The 16,559-nt window shown below is 42.4% G+C and carries 13 protein-coding genes and 1 pseudogene; 8 read left to right on the forward strand and 6 right to left on the reverse strand.

Going from position 1 to position 16,559, the window contains the following annotated elements; translation table 11 throughout:
* Positions 1-22 precede the first annotated feature (22 nt).
* Positions 23-328: a putative quinol monooxygenase gene (locus RM368_RS25010; RefSeq protein ID WP_322696536.1), complete on the forward strand. Its 306-nt coding sequence runs from the start codon at positions 23-25 to the stop codon at positions 326-328.
* Between the two features lie 19 nt (positions 329-347).
* Positions 348-1,400: a saccharopine dehydrogenase family protein gene (locus RM368_RS25015; RefSeq protein WP_322696537.1), complete on the forward strand. Its 1,053-nt coding sequence runs from the start codon at positions 348-350 to the stop codon at positions 1,398-1,400.
* Between the two features lie 238 nt (positions 1,401-1,638).
* Here the strand turns inward: RM368_RS25015 and RM368_RS25020 are convergent.
* Positions 1,639-3,205, reverse strand: a pseudogene (locus RM368_RS25020) (cation:proton antiporter).
* Positions 3,206-3,335: 130 nt separating this feature from the next.
* On the opposite strand from RM368_RS25020, the gene RM368_RS25025 reads away from it, so the two are divergent.
* The 3 genes from RM368_RS25025 (at position 3,336) to RM368_RS25035 (ending at position 6,249) form a co-directional block, all read left to right on the forward strand.
* Complete coding sequence (locus RM368_RS25025; RefSeq protein WP_322696538.1) at positions 3,336-4,337, forward strand: DUF389 domain-containing protein; 1,002 nt, start codon at positions 3,336-3,338, stop codon at positions 4,335-4,337.
* A gap of 70 nt (positions 4,338-4,407) precedes the next feature.
* On the forward strand, positions 4,408-5,961 hold the full coding sequence (locus tag RM368_RS25030; RefSeq protein WP_322696559.1) for a cation:proton antiporter: 1,554 nt from the start codon (positions 4,408-4,410) through the stop codon (positions 5,959-5,961).
* Between the two features lie 51 nt (positions 5,962-6,012).
* The gene (locus RM368_RS25035) at positions 6,013-6,249 is read left to right on the forward strand and encodes a hypothetical protein (protein ID WP_322696539.1); all 237 of its coding nucleotides are present in this window, start codon (positions 6,013-6,015) and stop codon (positions 6,247-6,249) included.
* Positions 6,250-6,369: 120 nt separating this feature from the next.
* Here the strand turns inward: RM368_RS25035 and RM368_RS25040 are convergent, their stop codons facing one another.
* The 5 genes from RM368_RS25040 to ruvC form a co-directional block, all read right to left on the reverse strand.
* A complete protein-coding gene (locus RM368_RS25040) occupies positions 6,370-6,924 on the reverse strand; it encodes a DUF3124 domain-containing protein (RefSeq protein ID WP_322673180.1) in 555 nt (184 codons plus the stop codon).
* 318 nt (positions 6,925-7,242) lie between these two features.
* Positions 7,243-7,920: a TrkA family potassium uptake protein gene (locus RM368_RS25045; RefSeq protein ID WP_322696540.1), complete on the reverse strand. Its 678-nt coding sequence runs from the start codon at positions 7,918-7,920 to the stop codon at positions 7,243-7,245.
* A gap of 128 nt (positions 7,921-8,048) precedes the next feature.
* Entirely contained in the window at positions 8,049-11,054 is a 3,006-nt protein-coding gene (locus RM368_RS25050; RefSeq protein WP_322696541.1) for an MFS transporter, read from the reverse strand.
* A 316-nt stretch (positions 11,055-11,370) separates the two neighbouring features.
* Complete coding sequence (gene infC, locus RM368_RS25055) at positions 11,371-11,904, reverse strand: translation initiation factor IF-3 (RefSeq protein WP_322673183.1); 534 nt, start codon at positions 11,902-11,904, stop codon at positions 11,371-11,373.
* Between the two features lie 406 nt (positions 11,905-12,310).
* Positions 12,311-12,802 carry a crossover junction endodeoxyribonuclease RuvC gene (gene ruvC, locus RM368_RS25060; protein WP_322668374.1) on the reverse strand — a complete coding sequence of 164 codons (492 nt, stop codon included), beginning with the start codon at positions 12,800-12,802 and terminating at the stop codon, positions 12,311-12,313.
* A gap of 174 nt (positions 12,803-12,976) precedes the next feature.
* Between ruvC and RM368_RS25065 the strand changes: the two genes are divergently transcribed.
* The 3 genes from RM368_RS25065 (at position 12,977) to RM368_RS25075 (ending at position 16,553) form a co-directional block, all read left to right on the forward strand.
* Positions 12,977-14,377 (forward strand): gluconeogenesis factor YvcK family protein, encoded by a 1,401-nt coding sequence (locus tag RM368_RS25065; protein WP_322696542.1) that lies wholly within the window; start codon positions 12,977-12,979, stop codon positions 14,375-14,377.
* Between the two features lie 64 nt (positions 14,378-14,441).
* Positions 14,442-14,897: a tRNA (adenosine(37)-N6)-threonylcarbamoyltransferase complex ATPase subunit type 1 TsaE gene (gene tsaE, locus RM368_RS25070; RefSeq protein ID WP_322696543.1), complete on the forward strand. Its 456-nt coding sequence runs from the start codon at positions 14,442-14,444 to the stop codon at positions 14,895-14,897.
* A gap of 1,017 nt (positions 14,898-15,914) precedes the next feature.
* On the forward strand, positions 15,915-16,553 hold the full coding sequence (locus RM368_RS25075) for a PadR family transcriptional regulator (protein WP_322696544.1): 639 nt from the start codon (positions 15,915-15,917) through the stop codon (positions 16,551-16,553).
* Positions 16,554-16,559: the final 6 nt, after the last annotated feature.

Raw genomic sequence — 16,559 nt, forward strand, 5'->3', positions numbered from 1 at the left:
TTACTAAAAAAGAGGAATCACAATGTCAAATCAGAAAGTAACCGTCACCGCTCGACTAAAAGTGAAGCCAGGTTTGGAAGATAATTTTAAGCAGGAATTTCAACCTGTAATAGCTCTTACACTTGCAGAAGAAGGTTGTATTAATTACGATTTACATCAATCTGTTGAAGAGCCATCTTTGTTTCTATTGCATGAAAACTGGGTCAGCCAGGAAATTTTAGCTCAACATCTACAGCAGCCGTATATTAAAGCTTTGAACGAAAAGTCAGAACAATTTTTGGTTGAACCACCTGAAGTCAGGTTATGGCAGCAGATTGCGAACAATTAATTCCTAGCTGGTGATAATAATGACATCAAGGGTGTTATTGTATGGTGCAACTGGCTATGCTGGAAAACTCATTGCTGAATCTGCTAAAAATAACGGACTGGAATTAATTTTAGCTGGACGCAATCAAAGTTCACTAGCAGCTGTAGCCAATGAATTAAGTTTGGACTTTCGGGTTTTTGGCTTAGACGATCCGCAGGCGATCGCTCGCTCTCTTGAGGATATAATTGCTGTCATCAACTGCTCTGGGCCTTTCTCCAAAACCTCAAAGCCACTTGTCGATGCCTGCCTCCAAACTAAAACTCATTATTTAGACATAGCTGGCGAAGTACCTGAATTTCAGGCGCTACAAGCACGAGATACTGAGGCTAAAAGTGCAGGGATAATGCTTCTCCCTGGTGTGGGATTTGGAGTTGTCCCTACTGATTGTGTAGCTGCTTACCTGAAACAGAAGTTAGCATCTGCAACACGACTGATTTTAATCTATGAAACAGTGGGCGGTGTATCTCAGGGAACTGCAAATACAGTACTGCCAACTTTACATCATATCGGGGTAGTCCGAGAAGCAGGTAAGCTCATTCCATCTCGCCCAGCATCGAAAAGACGTAAAGTTGATTTTGGTTATGGGCCCGAGACAGCAGTAACAAACCCTTGGCGTGCTGATATTATCACTGCGTTTCAGACTACGGGTATTCCTAATATTGAGGTTTATACCGTATTTCCTAATCCTGTGGGCTTCCTGATGGAGTCGAGCCAGTATTTGGGAGGGTTATTTAACTCGTCTCTATTCCAAAGTGCTTTAGCAAGTCTAATTAAAACTCTACCCACTGGGCCAACGGCGGCAGAACGAGCCAAAGGGCAAGCTCGAGTAATTGGTATTGCTGAGGATGAAACTGGTCACCAAGTAACTGCAAAGCTCTTAGGGCCGGAAGCATACGATTTTACGGCATTGGCGGCTGTAGCAGTTATCAAACGGGTGATTCAAGGCGAAGTTAAGGTAGGATTCCAGACTCCTGCATCTGTATATGGGGCAGATTTTGTCCTTGAAATTCCGGGAGTTATCGGGTTCGAGTAAAATTAGGACTGACGCAAAACTAAATTGATGATTGCAACACATCCTTGGGTAAAGACGTGATGAATTGCGTCTCTACAAATGGTCTATGTGTTGCATTCTTTTTTCAAATTGGAACTATACGCGCTCTGGGGCAATTCATGAATTGCCTCTACCTGAAAATAATTTTTTTTTGCCTATTGTTTGCGTTAGTTTTGTAAAGATATACCAGAAAACTGGGTTTTTAGGTTTGATATCTTTTTCAGTGAGATTGATTCTGCAAAACATCCTCAAGCATAGATGCTAGTTCTTTATTTAACCGACCAGATTTGACAAATTCTGCATAAGTATCTGCCTCAATTGCCAACAGTTCTCCTCGAAATTGTTCAGCCGTAAAGCTCTGAAGATTGGGATATTCACCCTGTAATTTGTCAATTTCTATCCGTAAATCTGCAAGTTCGCCTTTGATTAGTGTCTCTTGATAACAGCGAAACTCTGGGTCAATACCGGGGCGTTGGTCTGTTTGGAGGTGTTCTAAAACGCGTTCTAAGGCAACATGACGGGCAACCAATTCTAAATATTGCTCGCGTAAGGGTGCATCACCTAGCAAATTGAGTTTTTCCAGCAAAGGTTTGATGGTCAATCCCTGAACAAGCAGAGTAAATAAAACTACTCCAAATACTGTTGCAATGATTTTTTCTCGCTCTGGCAGTGTCGTCGATACACTCAATGCCAAACAAAGCAATAGAGACGGAACCGCGTAACCCACCCCACCATAAAATAGTTTGTTCTGGTAAAGAAATTTCCGATTTGGTGATGCTAGTACTCAATTTGCTGAGAATGTAAATACCAACTGCCCGCATCAAAATCATTGCTACGACTGTCACTATAATGATTTGCAGGTTTTCGCCTAAACTAGCAAAGCGTATTTGGTCGCCAATTAGCAAGAAGACAATTGAGTTAACAAAGAATGCCAGAAATTCCCAAAATTCGGAGACAATAATCCGGGTGCGGGGATTCATGCCGATACGAGAGCCAAAGTTGCCTAAAATTAACCCTGTGGTGACAACTCCAATTACTCCAGAACCGCCTAAGTCTTCAATAATTAGGTAAGTTCCGTAGGCGGAAACTAAAGTTAAAGATTGTTCCACTAAAGGCAAATCGAAGCGCTGGGTAAGGTAGGAAATCCCAAACCCAATGAAAGCTCCCACTGCTACACCGAGGCCAACAACTGTAAATAATTGCAATAAAATTGGCTGGAATTCCAATTCTACAGTTCCGAAAGATAAGGCTACCAAAAAACCAAAGGCAACTACAGCCATGCCATCATTGAACAAGCTTTCGCCTTCCATTAAGGTAACAAGACGACTATCTACACCCAGTTCGGGAAACAAAGCGGTGACAGAAACAGGGTCAGTTGCAGATAGACTGGCTGCAATAAGTAAAGCTGTAGTTAGAGAAATACCAACGAATTGATTGAGAGCGATCGCTACCCCTGCGATCGCAATTAACACCCCAAACACCGCATACAAGCAAATTGGCACTAAATCTCGCTTCAGTTCTGCCCATTTCAAATTCCATGCAGCTTCAAATAGCAGCGGTGGTAAGAAAATGAATAAAATTAATTCGGGAGAAAGGGTTACTAAACGCACATCGACAAAGGCTAAACCTAACCCGACAATCACCAATAGCAAGGTGTAAGGTATATGGCGAAACCAACTAAATATCTGCGGTAGTGTCGCCACACCTAAAGACACTGAAAGTACCAACAGAAACTGCTTGAGATTATTTGTAATGACTTCCTCGGCGATCGCAGATTCAAGTACCATAAGAAAATTCCTGGTATTATTTTGCATTTATGATCGTCTGACTATTTTCAGATGACACCAGCTTAATGTAAGACTTTAATCACCAGAGATTGAATATTTTACAGTTAATCGAGTATTTAGGAGGAAGGTCTTGGGTAATAACATTCGAGACCGGTTTAAAAATTTCCGCCGCCGGGGTTCGCAGCCGGAACAACTCCAACAGCTACAAACAGACTTGCTGGCAGAATCTACCCCAGACTCAGCTTACATAATTTTAATTATTAGCTCCTGTGCGATCGCTACTTTCGGTTTATTGTCCAACAGTGCAGCCGTGATTATTGGCGCGATGATTATTGCCCCTCTGATGTTGCCAATTCGCGGGTTAGCTTTTGGTGCTTTACAAGCAGATATTACCCTGTTCCGCAAGGGGATAATTGCTGTAGCAGTGGGCACGATGTTAGCGATAGCGATCGCCTTTTCTCTAGGTTTGCTGGTGGGATTGCCCAGCTATGGTAGTGAAGTGTTAGCCCGCTCAAGACCAACGTTGTTAGATTTGGGAATTGCGGTAGTGGCTGGTGGTATTAGTGGCTACGCGAAAGTTGAGACGAAAATCTCTGGTAGTTTAGCGGGAACTGCGATCGCTGTTGCCCTCATGCCCCCCATCTGTGTTATTGGCTTAGGCTTGGCACAAGGAAATTGGTCACTCAGTTTCGGAGCAACTCTACTTTATCTCACCAACTTATTAGGTATTGCCCTCTCCTGTATGGTGACATTCGTAGTAACAGGTTACACTTCAATGGCGCGGGCACGCCAACCTCTAATTTGGACTATGGCTTTGACAGCTATCTTACTAATTCCCTTGGGAGTCAGCTTTGCCCGACTTGTACGACAAGCACAACTAGAAACCAGCTTACGACGGGCATTATTGAATCGAACTGTCACCTTTGGACGCTTGCAGTTGCTTAACAGTAATACCAATTGGTTGACAAATCCGCCAGAAGTGCGTTTGAGCGTCCGGGCAAGAGAACCTGTCACACCTCGGCAAGTAGAATTATTAGAAGAATTTATCAAACGAGAGATGGGGCAACCATTCACCCTAATTTTTGAAGTTGGTCAAGTAGAGGAAATTAGAAGTTCTGAACCCACACCCTGAACTTGCTAATTTGGCATGAATGAAGAGAGAATTTATCAGTCAAGTCAAACTAACTCTCCAAAACGCAATAGTGGATGTTACCGAATTAGTCAAAGTTTCAATTATTCTCTTGGTTGTGGCTACAGGAGTAGCTTTGCTATCCCGGCGGTTGGGAATCCCTTATGTTACGGGTTTAGTATTAGCAGGTTTACCCATCACTGAGTTATTGTCTCGTCGGATTGGTTTAAGTCCAACCCTTGTTTTGGATCTTTTCTTACCAATTCTGATCTTTGAAGCTGGTATTAATACAGATGTCAGCCGCTTACGCAGCACCTTTAAACCAATTGCCTTACTAGCTGGGCCAGGGGCTGTGATTTCCAGTGCGATTATTGCCGTCCTGTTGAAATTTGGGCTGGGACTGAGTTGGATACCTGCGTTATTTGTCGGAGTAATTCTGGCAAACACTGATACTGTTTCCATGATTGCTGTATTTAAGGAGATACCAGTACCCTCGCGGCTTTCCACCATTGTTGAAGGAGAAACTTTATTCAATGACGCTGCTGCCCTTGTTTCCTTCAACTTGATCGTGCAAGTATATTCAACAGGCTCACTCACATTTGTAGAGGGAATCCAACAGCTGCTATTTATCTCTCTAGGAGGCTGCGTTGTCGGGTTAGTCTTGGGCTATTTGAGTATACCTGTATTTGCCCGTTTAGATGATGCCCTTGGCAGTCTTTTGCTGACAGTCGCAGTTGCATTAGGAACTTTTCAGGCTGGGCAATTTCTCGGTGTATCAGGCCCTGTGGCTGTAGTTGTTGCTGGATTGATTTTCGGGAATTTTGGGCTTTCTCGGAATACTTCTGCTTCTAGCCGCATTACTTTATTGAGTTTTTGGGAATATGCCAGTTTTACTGTCAACACCTTTATTTTTCTGTTGATTGGTGTAGAAATAAATTTGGTAACACTCTGGAAAACTTTACCTGCAATTCTACTTGCAGTTTTGGCTTTTCAAGTCGGGCGAGTTCTTACAGTTTATCCGCTACTAGCATTAGTTCGTTGGATTGACCGTCCAATTCCGCTGCGCTGGCAACATTTACTGTTTTTAGGCAACATCAAAGGTTCACTCTCAATGGCTCTGGCATTGAGTTTACCTACAACCCTGCCAGGGCGAGAAGTTTTGATAGCTATAGTCTTCGGCTGTGTGCTGGTGTCGTTAGTAGGACAGGGTTTAAGTTTGCCTTGGGTGGTAAGACGCTTAAAGTTATCTAAATTTTCTGAAGTTCAACAACAGGTTGAAGAGTTGCAAGCCCAGCTGATGACGGGTAAGGCGGCACAAGATGAATTAGATAGCCTATTGAAATCAGGGGTATTACCAAAAGCGGTTTATGAAGAGATGCGTTCAGCTTATCAGGTACGAATTGCCGGTGCAGAAAAAATACTGCGGGAACTATATAATCGTCGCCCTGATGAGGTGGAAGGTAGAAGTGGCAAGAGCAGTAAACTTGAAGCTATTCGCCGACGTTTACTCTTGGCAGAAAAAGGAGCGCTCAATGAGGCAATGCGGAAGCGAATTCTCTCAGAAGAAATTGTGCGCGAGCGGATACAAATTCTTGATGAACAATTACTGAAATTAGAGGATGATTAAATATGGGGCATGGGGCATAGGGCATGGGGCATTGGGGATAGTCTGGCCTTTGTGAATGAACCTCTGAGCTTTGTCGATGAACCTCTGAACTTTGTGAATGAACCTTTGAGCTTTGTTGATGAACTTCTGAGCTTTGTCGATGAACCTCTGAACTTTGTGAATGAACCTTTGAGCTTTGTCGATGAACCTCTGAGCTTTGTGAGTGAACCTCTGAGCTTTGTCGATGAGCCTCTGAGCTTTGTGAGTGAACCTCTGAACTTTGTCGATAAACCTCTGAACTTTGGCTGATTGATTAGGAACTGCTGCCTCCAGCTAGAAATTGAGTCAGAGACTCAATGAATGCATTCCCATACTCCGTATGGGAACGAGGATGGGAAGAGGAAATGATAAATTAGCTTTTTAAGATTTCTATTTTAAAGGCGATCGCTTATTGTTATTTTGACTTTTAATTACCCTACTAGGACTGATAAAAGAAATTCCTTGTTGAAAGTCAGTACCAATCATGACTGCCTCTACTATCGGTTCGGATATTTCGGTTTGGGCTACCCATTCGACAATGAAGTTTGCACCTAAACCTCCACTAGTGTCATTTCTATTGATAAAAAAATCTGTCGAAGCTAGGGCATCAAGTTGAATAGGGCGCTCCAAATACTGTTTAACTAGTTTTCCTTCTGAGTTATAGTAGCGCACAGAAGTAATAACGATCGGATTAGTCAAATCTGTATTCCGAATACTAAGCGTAACTGCTAACTCAAAAATCTCTTGGCGATTGTGATGATAGATATGAGAGTAGACCGGAACATAAAGAGTTTCACCGCTGGCTATCTTAAAATTCTTATCCAGCGTCACTGTTTTTTGCAATGGGGCTGCTGGAATGGCATCGGGTTGTGACTTTGGTGTTGATTGACAAGATACAAGAAAAATAAGAGCGATCGCTAAAATAATATATCTATACAGCTTCATCAAAACTCACCATTTTTTTATTATCGTAAATCAAGGAGTTTAAGAACCCAACCATTCGACGTAGCGCAGAGGCAAAGTGGCTCCGACTCCAGTCAGTTTCTGTAAAGAGACGACGCGGTAGAAGCGCAAGGCCTTGCGTCCCTACAACAGATGTGGTTCAAATATATGAAAACTGCTGTAAATCCCCGTCTGAAAATGTCTTGAATTTTGAATTTTGAATTTTGAATACTTCGACTACGCTCAGTACAAGTTTTGAATTTTGAATTGTTAAATCTGTAGCTAACCCTACCTAATAAACAGTTTAGGTAGGAACTGTGCTCAACATTTTTGTTCAATAAAATCAATGACTTGATGTAAGCATCTTGGTTTAGTCACAATCAGCACAGTTGAATGAGGTTCCAGTATTGTACTGCCGTTAGGAATCATCAAATCTTCGTGGGGATGAGATTGATAGCCAATAATTAGCGAACCAGTAGGGAATTGGGAATCTTGAGCAATTTCGGCAACGCTACGACCGGCAACATAGCAATTGTTGGGGATGGAAAGTTTCAGAACCTCAATCTGTCCCTGCTCAAAATGCATCATTGATTCTACTTGTGGATACTCAATGGCGTTCACCATTGTTGCAACTGATAGTTCAACAGTACTGATAATATGGTTAGCTCCAGCTATCCGCAATGGTTCGACAAAATCGGGGTGGCGCATCCGGCTCAAAATATGGGTGACGCCGTAGTGTTTAGCAAGAGTTACCATTGCCAAGTTTAAGGCATCACTTCTGAGAACTGCTGCTAAGGAATCGGCTTTGCGAATCCCAGCTTCTAACAATACTTCTGTACTCACAGCACTGCCTTCAAAAGCCATTGCTCCCACTTGTTCGCGGGCGTAGCGGCAAGCGATAGGGTCAATGTCAATTACAGCAACAGTATGCCCTAGTTCTACTAGTTTTTGCGCTAAACTTAAGCCGACTAAGCCTGCTCCACCGATGAGTACGTACATGATTCTTGATATTTTTTGAATTTTTACTTCAGTTTACAGGTTAACAAATAGTCATTTGTCATTTGTCATTTGTCATTTGTCATTAGTTATTGGGCATTAATTCTACTTCTACAGCGATTGGAGGATTTTTAATTGTAATTTTTGAATTGGTATTTTTCGAGTAACTCTTTAACTTGAGCGGACACCAAAGGATGTGGATCTTTTTGTAGCTGGGGGAGGATTTGCAAGAGAACGCGATATGAAACCATATTTAAATATGCGATCGCAGCTTCTCTGACAAAGCCAGTAGGATGACGCAAGCTCACTAGTATCTCAGAACTGGTCAGTCGGATGCGTGTCACTTGAGCATAATGGAAACAGCAAGCTAGACACCAGTCAGAAAGGAAATTACCTAACATCAGCAATCTGTGGAGGCGATCGCTAACTACCATATTCTCATATTCTACGATCTTGGCTTCCACAAGATATTGCAATTTTTCTGTTTGTGGTCGGTTGTCTAAAATATTCAACAATAAAGATTTTGAAGGCAAAGTTATGGTATGCTCTAAGATTTCTAACCCTCGCGCTAAGTTTACTACTGAGAGCGATCGCAGATTGAAGGATGCTGCTTGCATCTTTTCTGGCGAGTAAAGCAGTTTCAGTAATAGTAGCAGCCGCTCTTTCACATCCAATTCCAATTCTAGAAGGGCGCGTTGCAGTAATTCCGAGACAATCACAATCCTCTGATTGGATTGATGATTTTCTTTTTCGTCTAATGTTTGGAAGTCAATATATGCAGCGTAAATTTCACCTAAAAATTTTAATTCCTGTTTAATTAAATTTTCTACCCGACTTTCATAAAATCGATCTACTAAACCTTTAATTCCTGGTTGTTTGTGGATTTTTAGTAAGCAGCGGAGAATATGATCCCTAGTAGTACCCCAGGATATTTCCAAGTTTTCCCATAAAGTCTCCAATGCTTGCTGAGTACCGACTTGAGCAATAGTACGCCAAGCATACATTCGTACTACTTCTGGTTTATAAATATTGGTAGCCAACCGCAACAGCATTTCTAAGGCTTCATTTTCTAGTCGCACTAATGCTGACATGGCTATACTGCGGGTTGATTTGTAATAAAGTGCTGCAATCAGTGCCGAATAATACTCTTCTAAATGGGTGGCTGAAATCATTTCTAATACGGCACAGCGAACCCGTAACGACTCATCTTGTAATAAATTCGGGATATGAATCCGCAATGCCTGCAAATAAACCGCTTCTCTAAGCGCTCTGACTCCATTCACCCGTTCCCGTTCTTGCTTATGAGTCAGCATCCGGCGCATGGTTTGGGTAGCTGCTACCTTTTGCATCGGCGTTCCCTGGCGTAAGACTAAAGCGGCGGCGGTGGCGCGGATGAGTGAGTTTTGCCTGGGGTGTAAATATTCTTCTAAGAGGCTTAAATTAGGATTTGGTTCAGCTAGCCAAACGTAGCGCAGCGCTAAAGCGAAAACTTCAGGGTTAGTTTCTTGGGATTCTTCTAACAAAGGACGAATGGCGGCTAAATAAACCGGATTTACACCTCCCATCAGCATCACTTCCAAACTTTGGCGCTGCAAATCTGGGGTTAACTTCACTAGTAGCGGGGCTAAAACTTCGGCCGCTCCAAGGGAATCAATTTGGGCTAAAAGTTCAATACAAGAGCGTTTATCAGCCTCAGAGCCTTTTTCTGCTAAAGCTTTGACTACACCCTGTTTGAAAAATCGCAAGCCGACATTGGTTGCACTCAAGTGACCCCGCGCCACACTCAAGACTAACAGTTCTACATAGCGCGATCGCAATTCCCAAACTACTGTTAAACAAGTGCCAGCTATCAGCATGGTTTCTGCTACTAACACCCATTTTTGTAGTGATTCGGGTACAAACCGCCCACAAAACAAGATAGTCACAAAAATTAGCGCTCCTGTCAAACCTGTGGCGATCGCTTCGGCGGTTCCGCCAGATAAAGTCTGCATCCGGCTGCGAATTCCCTCTGGAATCGGTTGGTACAGAATGGGGCCGCTACTCATCACAAAGGTGTAGCGCAGAAGTTCATCGCAGAATTTGACAATTATCAAACCCCAGAAAAAGCTTTGCGATTGTATGGCTGGAATTAAATGCAGCAATACCAGCACTCCTGGAAGTGAAAAGCCGACGGTGATTGGTAAAAGCGTCGCAGTGAAAAATACCCCCATACGTTCGATGAGTCGGCTGGAAAAAAACCACTGCAACAACAACTCACACAGTCCCAACATCCCACCAAAAAGACCTAAAAAGCTCGCAAGTTCTCGGTCGCTCAAATTGGATTGGAGTTCGCGCAGATACTGAAAATCTATTAACAACCCAATGACTTGCAACAGTCCCACAAAAGCAAACAACTGCCAGACGTACCGCTTTAGCGGACTTTTAATGAAACGCTCTCGTGAAGCTTGTTGTTCAGGAGCTAGTCTTTGTGGGGTTTCAGGAAAAGCTGCTCGATAATGATGAGTTAAATAGAATAGAATTCCCGATCCTAATAAAATCACCATACAGGCGATAAGGATGATCTTATTCAGCGTGGTGTATTGCACTAGCCAAGGTAAACTAAAGCCACTGATCACATCTGCTACTAAAAGACCACTACTCACCAGTGGGTAAGTTCGTTTAATCTCCCGAATATTAAATATTTGGTTGGCGACAATGGAAGTGTTGAGGTCATTGACCACATAAAGTGCATCTACCCATAGCCGCAGCAGAAAAGCCGAAATCACTGCCAGGTAGGAAAAATGCGATCCCCAACGTAATACAACTAATAAAACTAATGGCATCAACATGCAAGGTGCGATCGCCACAATTACCCGACGTAAGGGAAAAATCTTTTGCAACCAAGAGTATAAAAAAACCAGTCCGGCACTCATTGCCGCACTAGCAATGTACATCCACGGCAGTAGATGAGTCCCATATTCATCCAAAAACAGCGCTACCGTACTGTCTTCTGCCCACCGCAATCCTACACAGACAATTGTATAAAAGAGAAACATTATCTGAGTGCGTTCGCTCTCCTCTGGTCGGAGATTCACCCACTGTAGTAGTCGTGGTAAAGCAACTTTATTTGCAGCCAACCAGTAATTTTTCAGTTCCATGCAGTTTTATTTTCTGGTAGTATCACCGCTTAATGGGGCAGGGGGAGCAGGGGAGGCAGGGGGAGCAGGGGAGGCAGGGGGGCAGGGGGAGAAGAAAATACTTTTTGTCTTCCTTGTCCCTCATTTCCTGGAAATAGCAAAAGTCCTGAGCAACTGAGTATTATGTTTCCCACTCAGCGTTCAGGACTATCGATTTTGGATAAATTTAAACGAGCTTAGAGCTTTGGGCGTATGTTGCATTCAAATGAAAGATGAAAAAATCCCCTGACTTCTGGCCAGGGGATTTTCAAACTTGGTCTATTAAACAGTTAGAGAATTATTTTTTAGGCGAGATGAGCATCATCATGTTTCGTCCTTCCTTTTTAGGCGCTTGTTGAAGCTCACCAAAAGGCTCTAAATCCGTTGCCATTCGCTTGAGCAAATCTTCTGCTAGGTCGCTGTGTTGAATTTCTCGACCCCGGAACATCACAGTTGCTTTGACTTTATCGCCATCTTTCAAAAAGCGCTCTGCTTGCTTAACACGCACATTGTAGTCGTGTTCTTCTATTTTGTAGCGCATCTTAACTTCTTTGACATCAGCCGTGTGCTGCTTTTTCCGGGCTTCCCGCGCCTTTTTCTCCTGTTCAAACTTGTATTTCCCGTAGTCCATAATCCGACAAACCGGCGGGTCAGCTTTATCGCTGATTAGCACTAAATCTAGCTCTTTTTCTTCTGCTAGTTGTAGTGCTTCCTGTGGGAGCATAATTCCCAGTTGGGCACCGTCAGTGTCAATGACCCGAATTTTCGGGAAGCGAATTCGTTCGTTAATTTGGGGCAGATCGCGAGTTCTTTTCTTCTCAATCACAGCCATTATGATTTGTAGGAGCTCTTAAGTGAAGGATTTAGTGTGGTCTAAATTGCTATGCCTCAGAGGCAAAATACAGAAGTAACTCAGGACTGAAAACATAGTCTCCAGTTCTAGGGTAACTAATCTATAAAATAGTTGCCTCGTTGTATTTGTCATTTTACTCAGTCTGAGAGAATTTCTCTGCAATAGTTAATCTAAATTAGACAACCCAGACTCATATTAAATATTATTACAATTATTTAGCAAGACTTTTTGCGATCGCGTAACCGCCCACTCTAGGCGATCGCATTGAGCAACATCATCAAGACTCGCCCTTGAGCGTTTTCTGAAAGAGAGTCCAGTCTTGGTGATGGTTCATGGGCTTTTAGAGAAAGCATTATCTCCCCAACCCCAAATCTTTGATGAAAACTTACAGCTGATAAGAAGCCGTCAAAGCCACTGCCAAAGCATCCGCAGCATCATCCGGCTTAGGAATTTCATCTAAATCCAACTCCCGCGCCACCGCTTCTTGCACTTCTGACTTATCAGCATTGCCATAGCCTGTTAAAGCTTGTTTAATTTGAGCCGGGGTAAACTCTACATAAGGAAGACGACGCTGCCCCAACACTAAAATGACTATACCCCGCGCCTGTGCAACCAGGATAGTACTTGACATACGGTAGAAGAAGAGTTTCTCGATCGCCACTAAATCTGGTTGAAATTCCTCTATCAGGGTGTGTAAATCATCAAACAAGGTACATAAGCGCTGTCCCATTTCTACATCTGCTGACGTTTTAATTACTCCAAAATCCAGCATATTTACTGTAGTCTCTTGCACCTTTTTGAGATTTTGTGTGCAGCTAATTGCCCCAAATCCTAAAATCGCCAGTCCTGGATCTAATCCTAAAATTCGTTTTTCCATTAAATTCACTTTTACCAAGCCAGGGTATTGTTTAACTAGAAATCCTGGCAATCTTCACGACTTGCTCTTAGTCTAATAGGATTGATAAATATAATAGTTTCACGCCTGGTCTTTTAAACCAAGCGGTGTAAATTTTCTGTTAATTATTGTTTGTAGCACTGCTCCAAATCAGGTATGTCAATTGGTTTTCTCAGACAAGCCCTCAACGCCCTGCAAAAGCAGTCGCGCTCTCGTACTTATCGGGTTAACCAGTGGTTCAAATGGTTATCCCCTGGACTATCGGTAAAACGTTGGTTGTTAATTAGTGTTGGGGGTGTACTGCTGGCGAGTTTGGGGTTAGCAATTTGGATTAAGCTGACCCCAATTTTTTGGATGATTGAGTTGGTTAGAGGTTTCTTGGGAGTCATCACCAACCTCTTACCGAACTATATCAGTGGGCCTTTGGTACTGCTTGGCGGCTTGCTGTTAGTGCTTTGGGGACAAACTCGCACAGTAGGCTCAATTACTAAGGTACTAAGAGCAGAAGGCGGAGAGGAACTCATTGATGTCTTGCTGGCCCATCGTCGATTGTACCGAGGCCCAAAAATAGTGGTAATTGGTGGTGGTACGGGACTTTCTACGTTGTTGAGAGGACTGAAAACCTATAGCGCTAATATTACTGCAATTGTTACTGTCGCCGATGATGGTGGATCTTCTGGGCGTTTGCGTCAAGAATTTGGAGTGCTACCACCAGGGGATATTCGTAATTGTTTGGCTGCACTAGCAGATGAAGAAAAGTTATTAACAGAATTGTTTCAATACCGTTTTCGGGCTGGAGATGGGTTAACTGGTCACAGTTTTGGCAATTTGTTTTTAACGGCAATGAGTGATATTACTGGAGATTTAGAACAAGCAGTTGCAGCCAGTTCTAAAGTTCTAGCGGTGCGAGGACAAGTACTACCAGCAACTCTCAGTGATGTTCGCCTCTGGGCAGAATTAGCCGATGGTCGTCGGATTGAGGGGGAGTCTAGTATTCCCAAAGCTGGCGGTAAAATTGTCAAAATTGGCTGCATTCCGGCTAATCCTCCGGCGGTACCAGCAGCTATTAAGGCAATTAAAGAAGCTGATTACATCATTATTGGCCCAGGTAGCCTTTATACAAGCCTAATTCCTAATTTATTAGTACCAGAAATTGCCGATGCGATCGCTCAATCAGATGCCCCCCGTATTTATATCTGCAATATCATGACTCAACCAGGAGAAACTGAAGGCTACACTGTTGCCGATCATATCAGAGCAATTGATGCTGCTTGCGGACAAAGACGACTATTCGATGCTGTATTAATACACAAAAAATCTCCTTCGGAGCAATCACTTATCCGCTACGCCCAACAAAACTCTCATCCCGTTTTCCTCGATCGAGAAGCCGTAACTCAACTAGGGCGACGGATTGTTCCAGCTAATGTTTTGTATGAAGATGAAACAGGTTTTGTACGTCACAATCCGCAGAAACTAGCACAAGTGTTATTACGGTGGTACGGTAGAGGTCAGTCCCTTCGGGGAATTCAAAATTCAAAATTCAAAATTCAAAATTAAGGAAGATGAAAATTTGTCATTTGTCATTTGTTTACACTAATCAGTAATGCCCAACACCTCAATTATGAAAATTTTTCTTGCAGATACAGAAGCGACGCTGCGCTTAGGTATTACTCTTGGCGAATCCCTGACACCGGGGAGTGTAATTTTACTAGAAGGTGATTTGGGCGCTGGTAAAACTACTTTAGTTCAAGGCATTGGTAAAGGTTTAGGAATTACTGAACCCATTGTCAGTCCCACTTTCACGCTGATTAATGAGTACACTGAAGGACGCTTTCCTCTTTACCATCTGGATTTATATCGCTTGGAACCGCAAGAAGTCGCAACCCTAAATTTAGAAAGTTACTGGGAAGGTGTTGAAGTGATACCGGGAATTGTGGCAGTTGAATGGGCAAAACGATTGCCCTACAAACCAGATAGTTATCTGAGCGTAAGTTTGACTTATGGACATGAAGGCACTCGTCAAGTCGAACTCACACCATTCAATTGTGCCATTAGCAAAATCATTGCTGCAATTTAAGCTCATCTCCCGCCTAAAGTACGAGGGATTTCAGTTTTTTGACTGCAATACTCAAAAATTCCTGCAAATAATCGAGAGAGAACTTTACACTCGTCCTATCTGCCACTACCACGTTCGCCACCGTCAGTTCCTAACATTGTTATCTCAACCAAAACAAAAATATTTAATCAGCTTTTCTTCAATAGAAAACTGGTAGTCAGCTTTGCTAACACCTGCTCCTATAAATTTAGGAAAGTTCGCAACACACTGGCTTTCTTTAAAAGGGAGACTATTTTTTCTTTCACTCCCTCAAATCCAGGCGGTGTTATCTTATCCAAATAGTATTGAATCTAAAGTGATTCTTAACTAAACAGGATATATGAATCAAGCAAATGTAAATAAGCTGTTGTTGGGGTCAATGAAAGTTTTGAGAGAACTTAGTCAGCTTCGATTGAAGCCGATTAGTTATCTACTGTAGTTCAAAAAAAGAATCTAAATTATTTAGCAGCGAACGCTAGTAGAAAAAGTTAAGCAATTATAAATTTATGTATAATTTTCACTTTCTCACACTTATTATTCCCAAGTTAAGTTCGCAATCTATACAAAAAAATAAAGTATTTTATAAATTTACAAAATTAGTTCTAATAATTAGAAATAGCAATAAATTCTTATATTCACATCTGTAATTAGCACCAATCTTAATAAAATATTTAATTAAAATATCTCGTATTTATACATATTTTTTCTAGAAAGACAAGACACGAAAAAAGCAAACCATCTAAAAATACAGGGTTTTATCTGTGGACTAAACTTTTTGTTACACCTATCACTTCATAATCAAGTAAAAATGCTTAATCTACGGCGTTGAGTCGTAGATTAAGCATTTTTGCAATGGGTAGAGTCCTTTGTTGAACAAGTGCAGGCTCTTGACTAGTCGAAGCTACTTTGGTTACAAATCTTAATCAAAATTCTATTTCGATATATCGCGATATATTCCGATATATCGTATATTAGAGAAAGTTGATTTGAGATTTACTTATGTTTAGACATTTTCGGTCACGTTTTGGCGCACCTGCATGGGCAGGAGTTAGCGAAGAGGATTCATTGCTTGTCAGGTCTTGGTTTGAACATGGCAACCATCATCACAAGCATCATGGTAGACATCATGACAAACGCTTTGATAATGAAATGTTTGGTCGTGGTTGGGGAGATGAACACCGGACTCGTCGGGGTGACATCAAGTTCATTCTGCTGGAATTGTTATCTGAGCATCCTAGTCATGGTTACGACCTGATTAAAGAGATGGAAACTCGCTACGGTGGTTTCCGTCGCCTCAGTCCTGGCTCAGTGTATCCAACACTCCAATTGTTGGAAGAAGGAGGTTATCTCAAGAGCGCACAGGAAGGGGGCAAGCGGATTTATACGATTACGGATGAGGGTAAACAATTATTGGCAGAACGTTCCCAACAAGAACCTTCAGACACTCCTTGGGATACCTTCAAAAGTTTTGTTACAGGTAAGCCCCAAGAGTTTATTGAGTTGCGGAATGCCGCCACAGAGTTAGCTGGTGCAGTGGCGCAGGTTGCTCGTAGTGGCAATATGGAGCGGATAAATCGGGTGCGCGAGCTTTTAGAGCAAGTTAAACGGGAAATTTACGCGATTCTGGCTGAAAAATAAGTAGAG

Source organism: Nostoc sp. DedSLP03 (genome assembly GCF_034530815.1).
In the GTDB taxonomy this organism is placed as follows: Bacteria; Cyanobacteriota; Cyanobacteriia; order Cyanobacteriales; family Nostocaceae; genus Nostoc.

What these genes read in the sequence shown, in the direction of transcription:
- infC (WP_322673183.1), bottom strand. Translation starts at nt 11,904, where the DNA reads ATGGCTGTGATTGAGAAGAAAAGAACTCGCGATCTGCCCCAAATTAAC.
- RM368_RS25040 (WP_322673180.1), bottom strand. Translation starts at nt 6,924, where the DNA reads ATGAAGCTGTATAGATATATTATTTTAGCGATCGCTCTTATTTTTCTT.
- RM368_RS25065 (WP_322696542.1), top strand. Translation starts at nt 12,977, where the DNA reads ATGTCAATTGGTTTTCTCAGACAAGCCCTCAACGCCCTGCAAAAGCAG.
- RM368_RS25010 (WP_322696536.1), top strand. Translation starts at nt 23, where the DNA reads ATGTCAAATCAGAAAGTAACCGTCACCGCTCGACTAAAAGTGAAGCCA.
- RM368_RS25075 (WP_322696544.1), top strand. Translation starts at nt 15,915, where the DNA reads ATGTTTAGACATTTTCGGTCACGTTTTGGCGCACCTGCATGGGCAGGA.
- RM368_RS25045 (WP_322696540.1), bottom strand. Translation starts at nt 7,920, where the DNA reads ATGTACGTACTCATCGGTGGAGCAGGCTTAGTCGGCTTAAGTTTAGCG.
- RM368_RS25015 (WP_322696537.1), top strand. Translation starts at nt 348, where the DNA reads ATGACATCAAGGGTGTTATTGTATGGTGCAACTGGCTATGCTGGAAAA.
- ruvC (WP_322668374.1), bottom strand. Translation starts at nt 12,802, where the DNA reads ATGGAAAAACGAATTTTAGGATTAGATCCAGGACTGGCGATTTTAGGA.
- tsaE (WP_322696543.1), top strand. Translation starts at nt 14,442, where the DNA reads ATGAAAATTTTTCTTGCAGATACAGAAGCGACGCTGCGCTTAGGTATT.
- RM368_RS25050 (WP_322696541.1), bottom strand. Translation starts at nt 11,054, where the DNA reads ATGGAACTGAAAAATTACTGGTTGGCTGCAAATAAAGTTGCTTTACCA.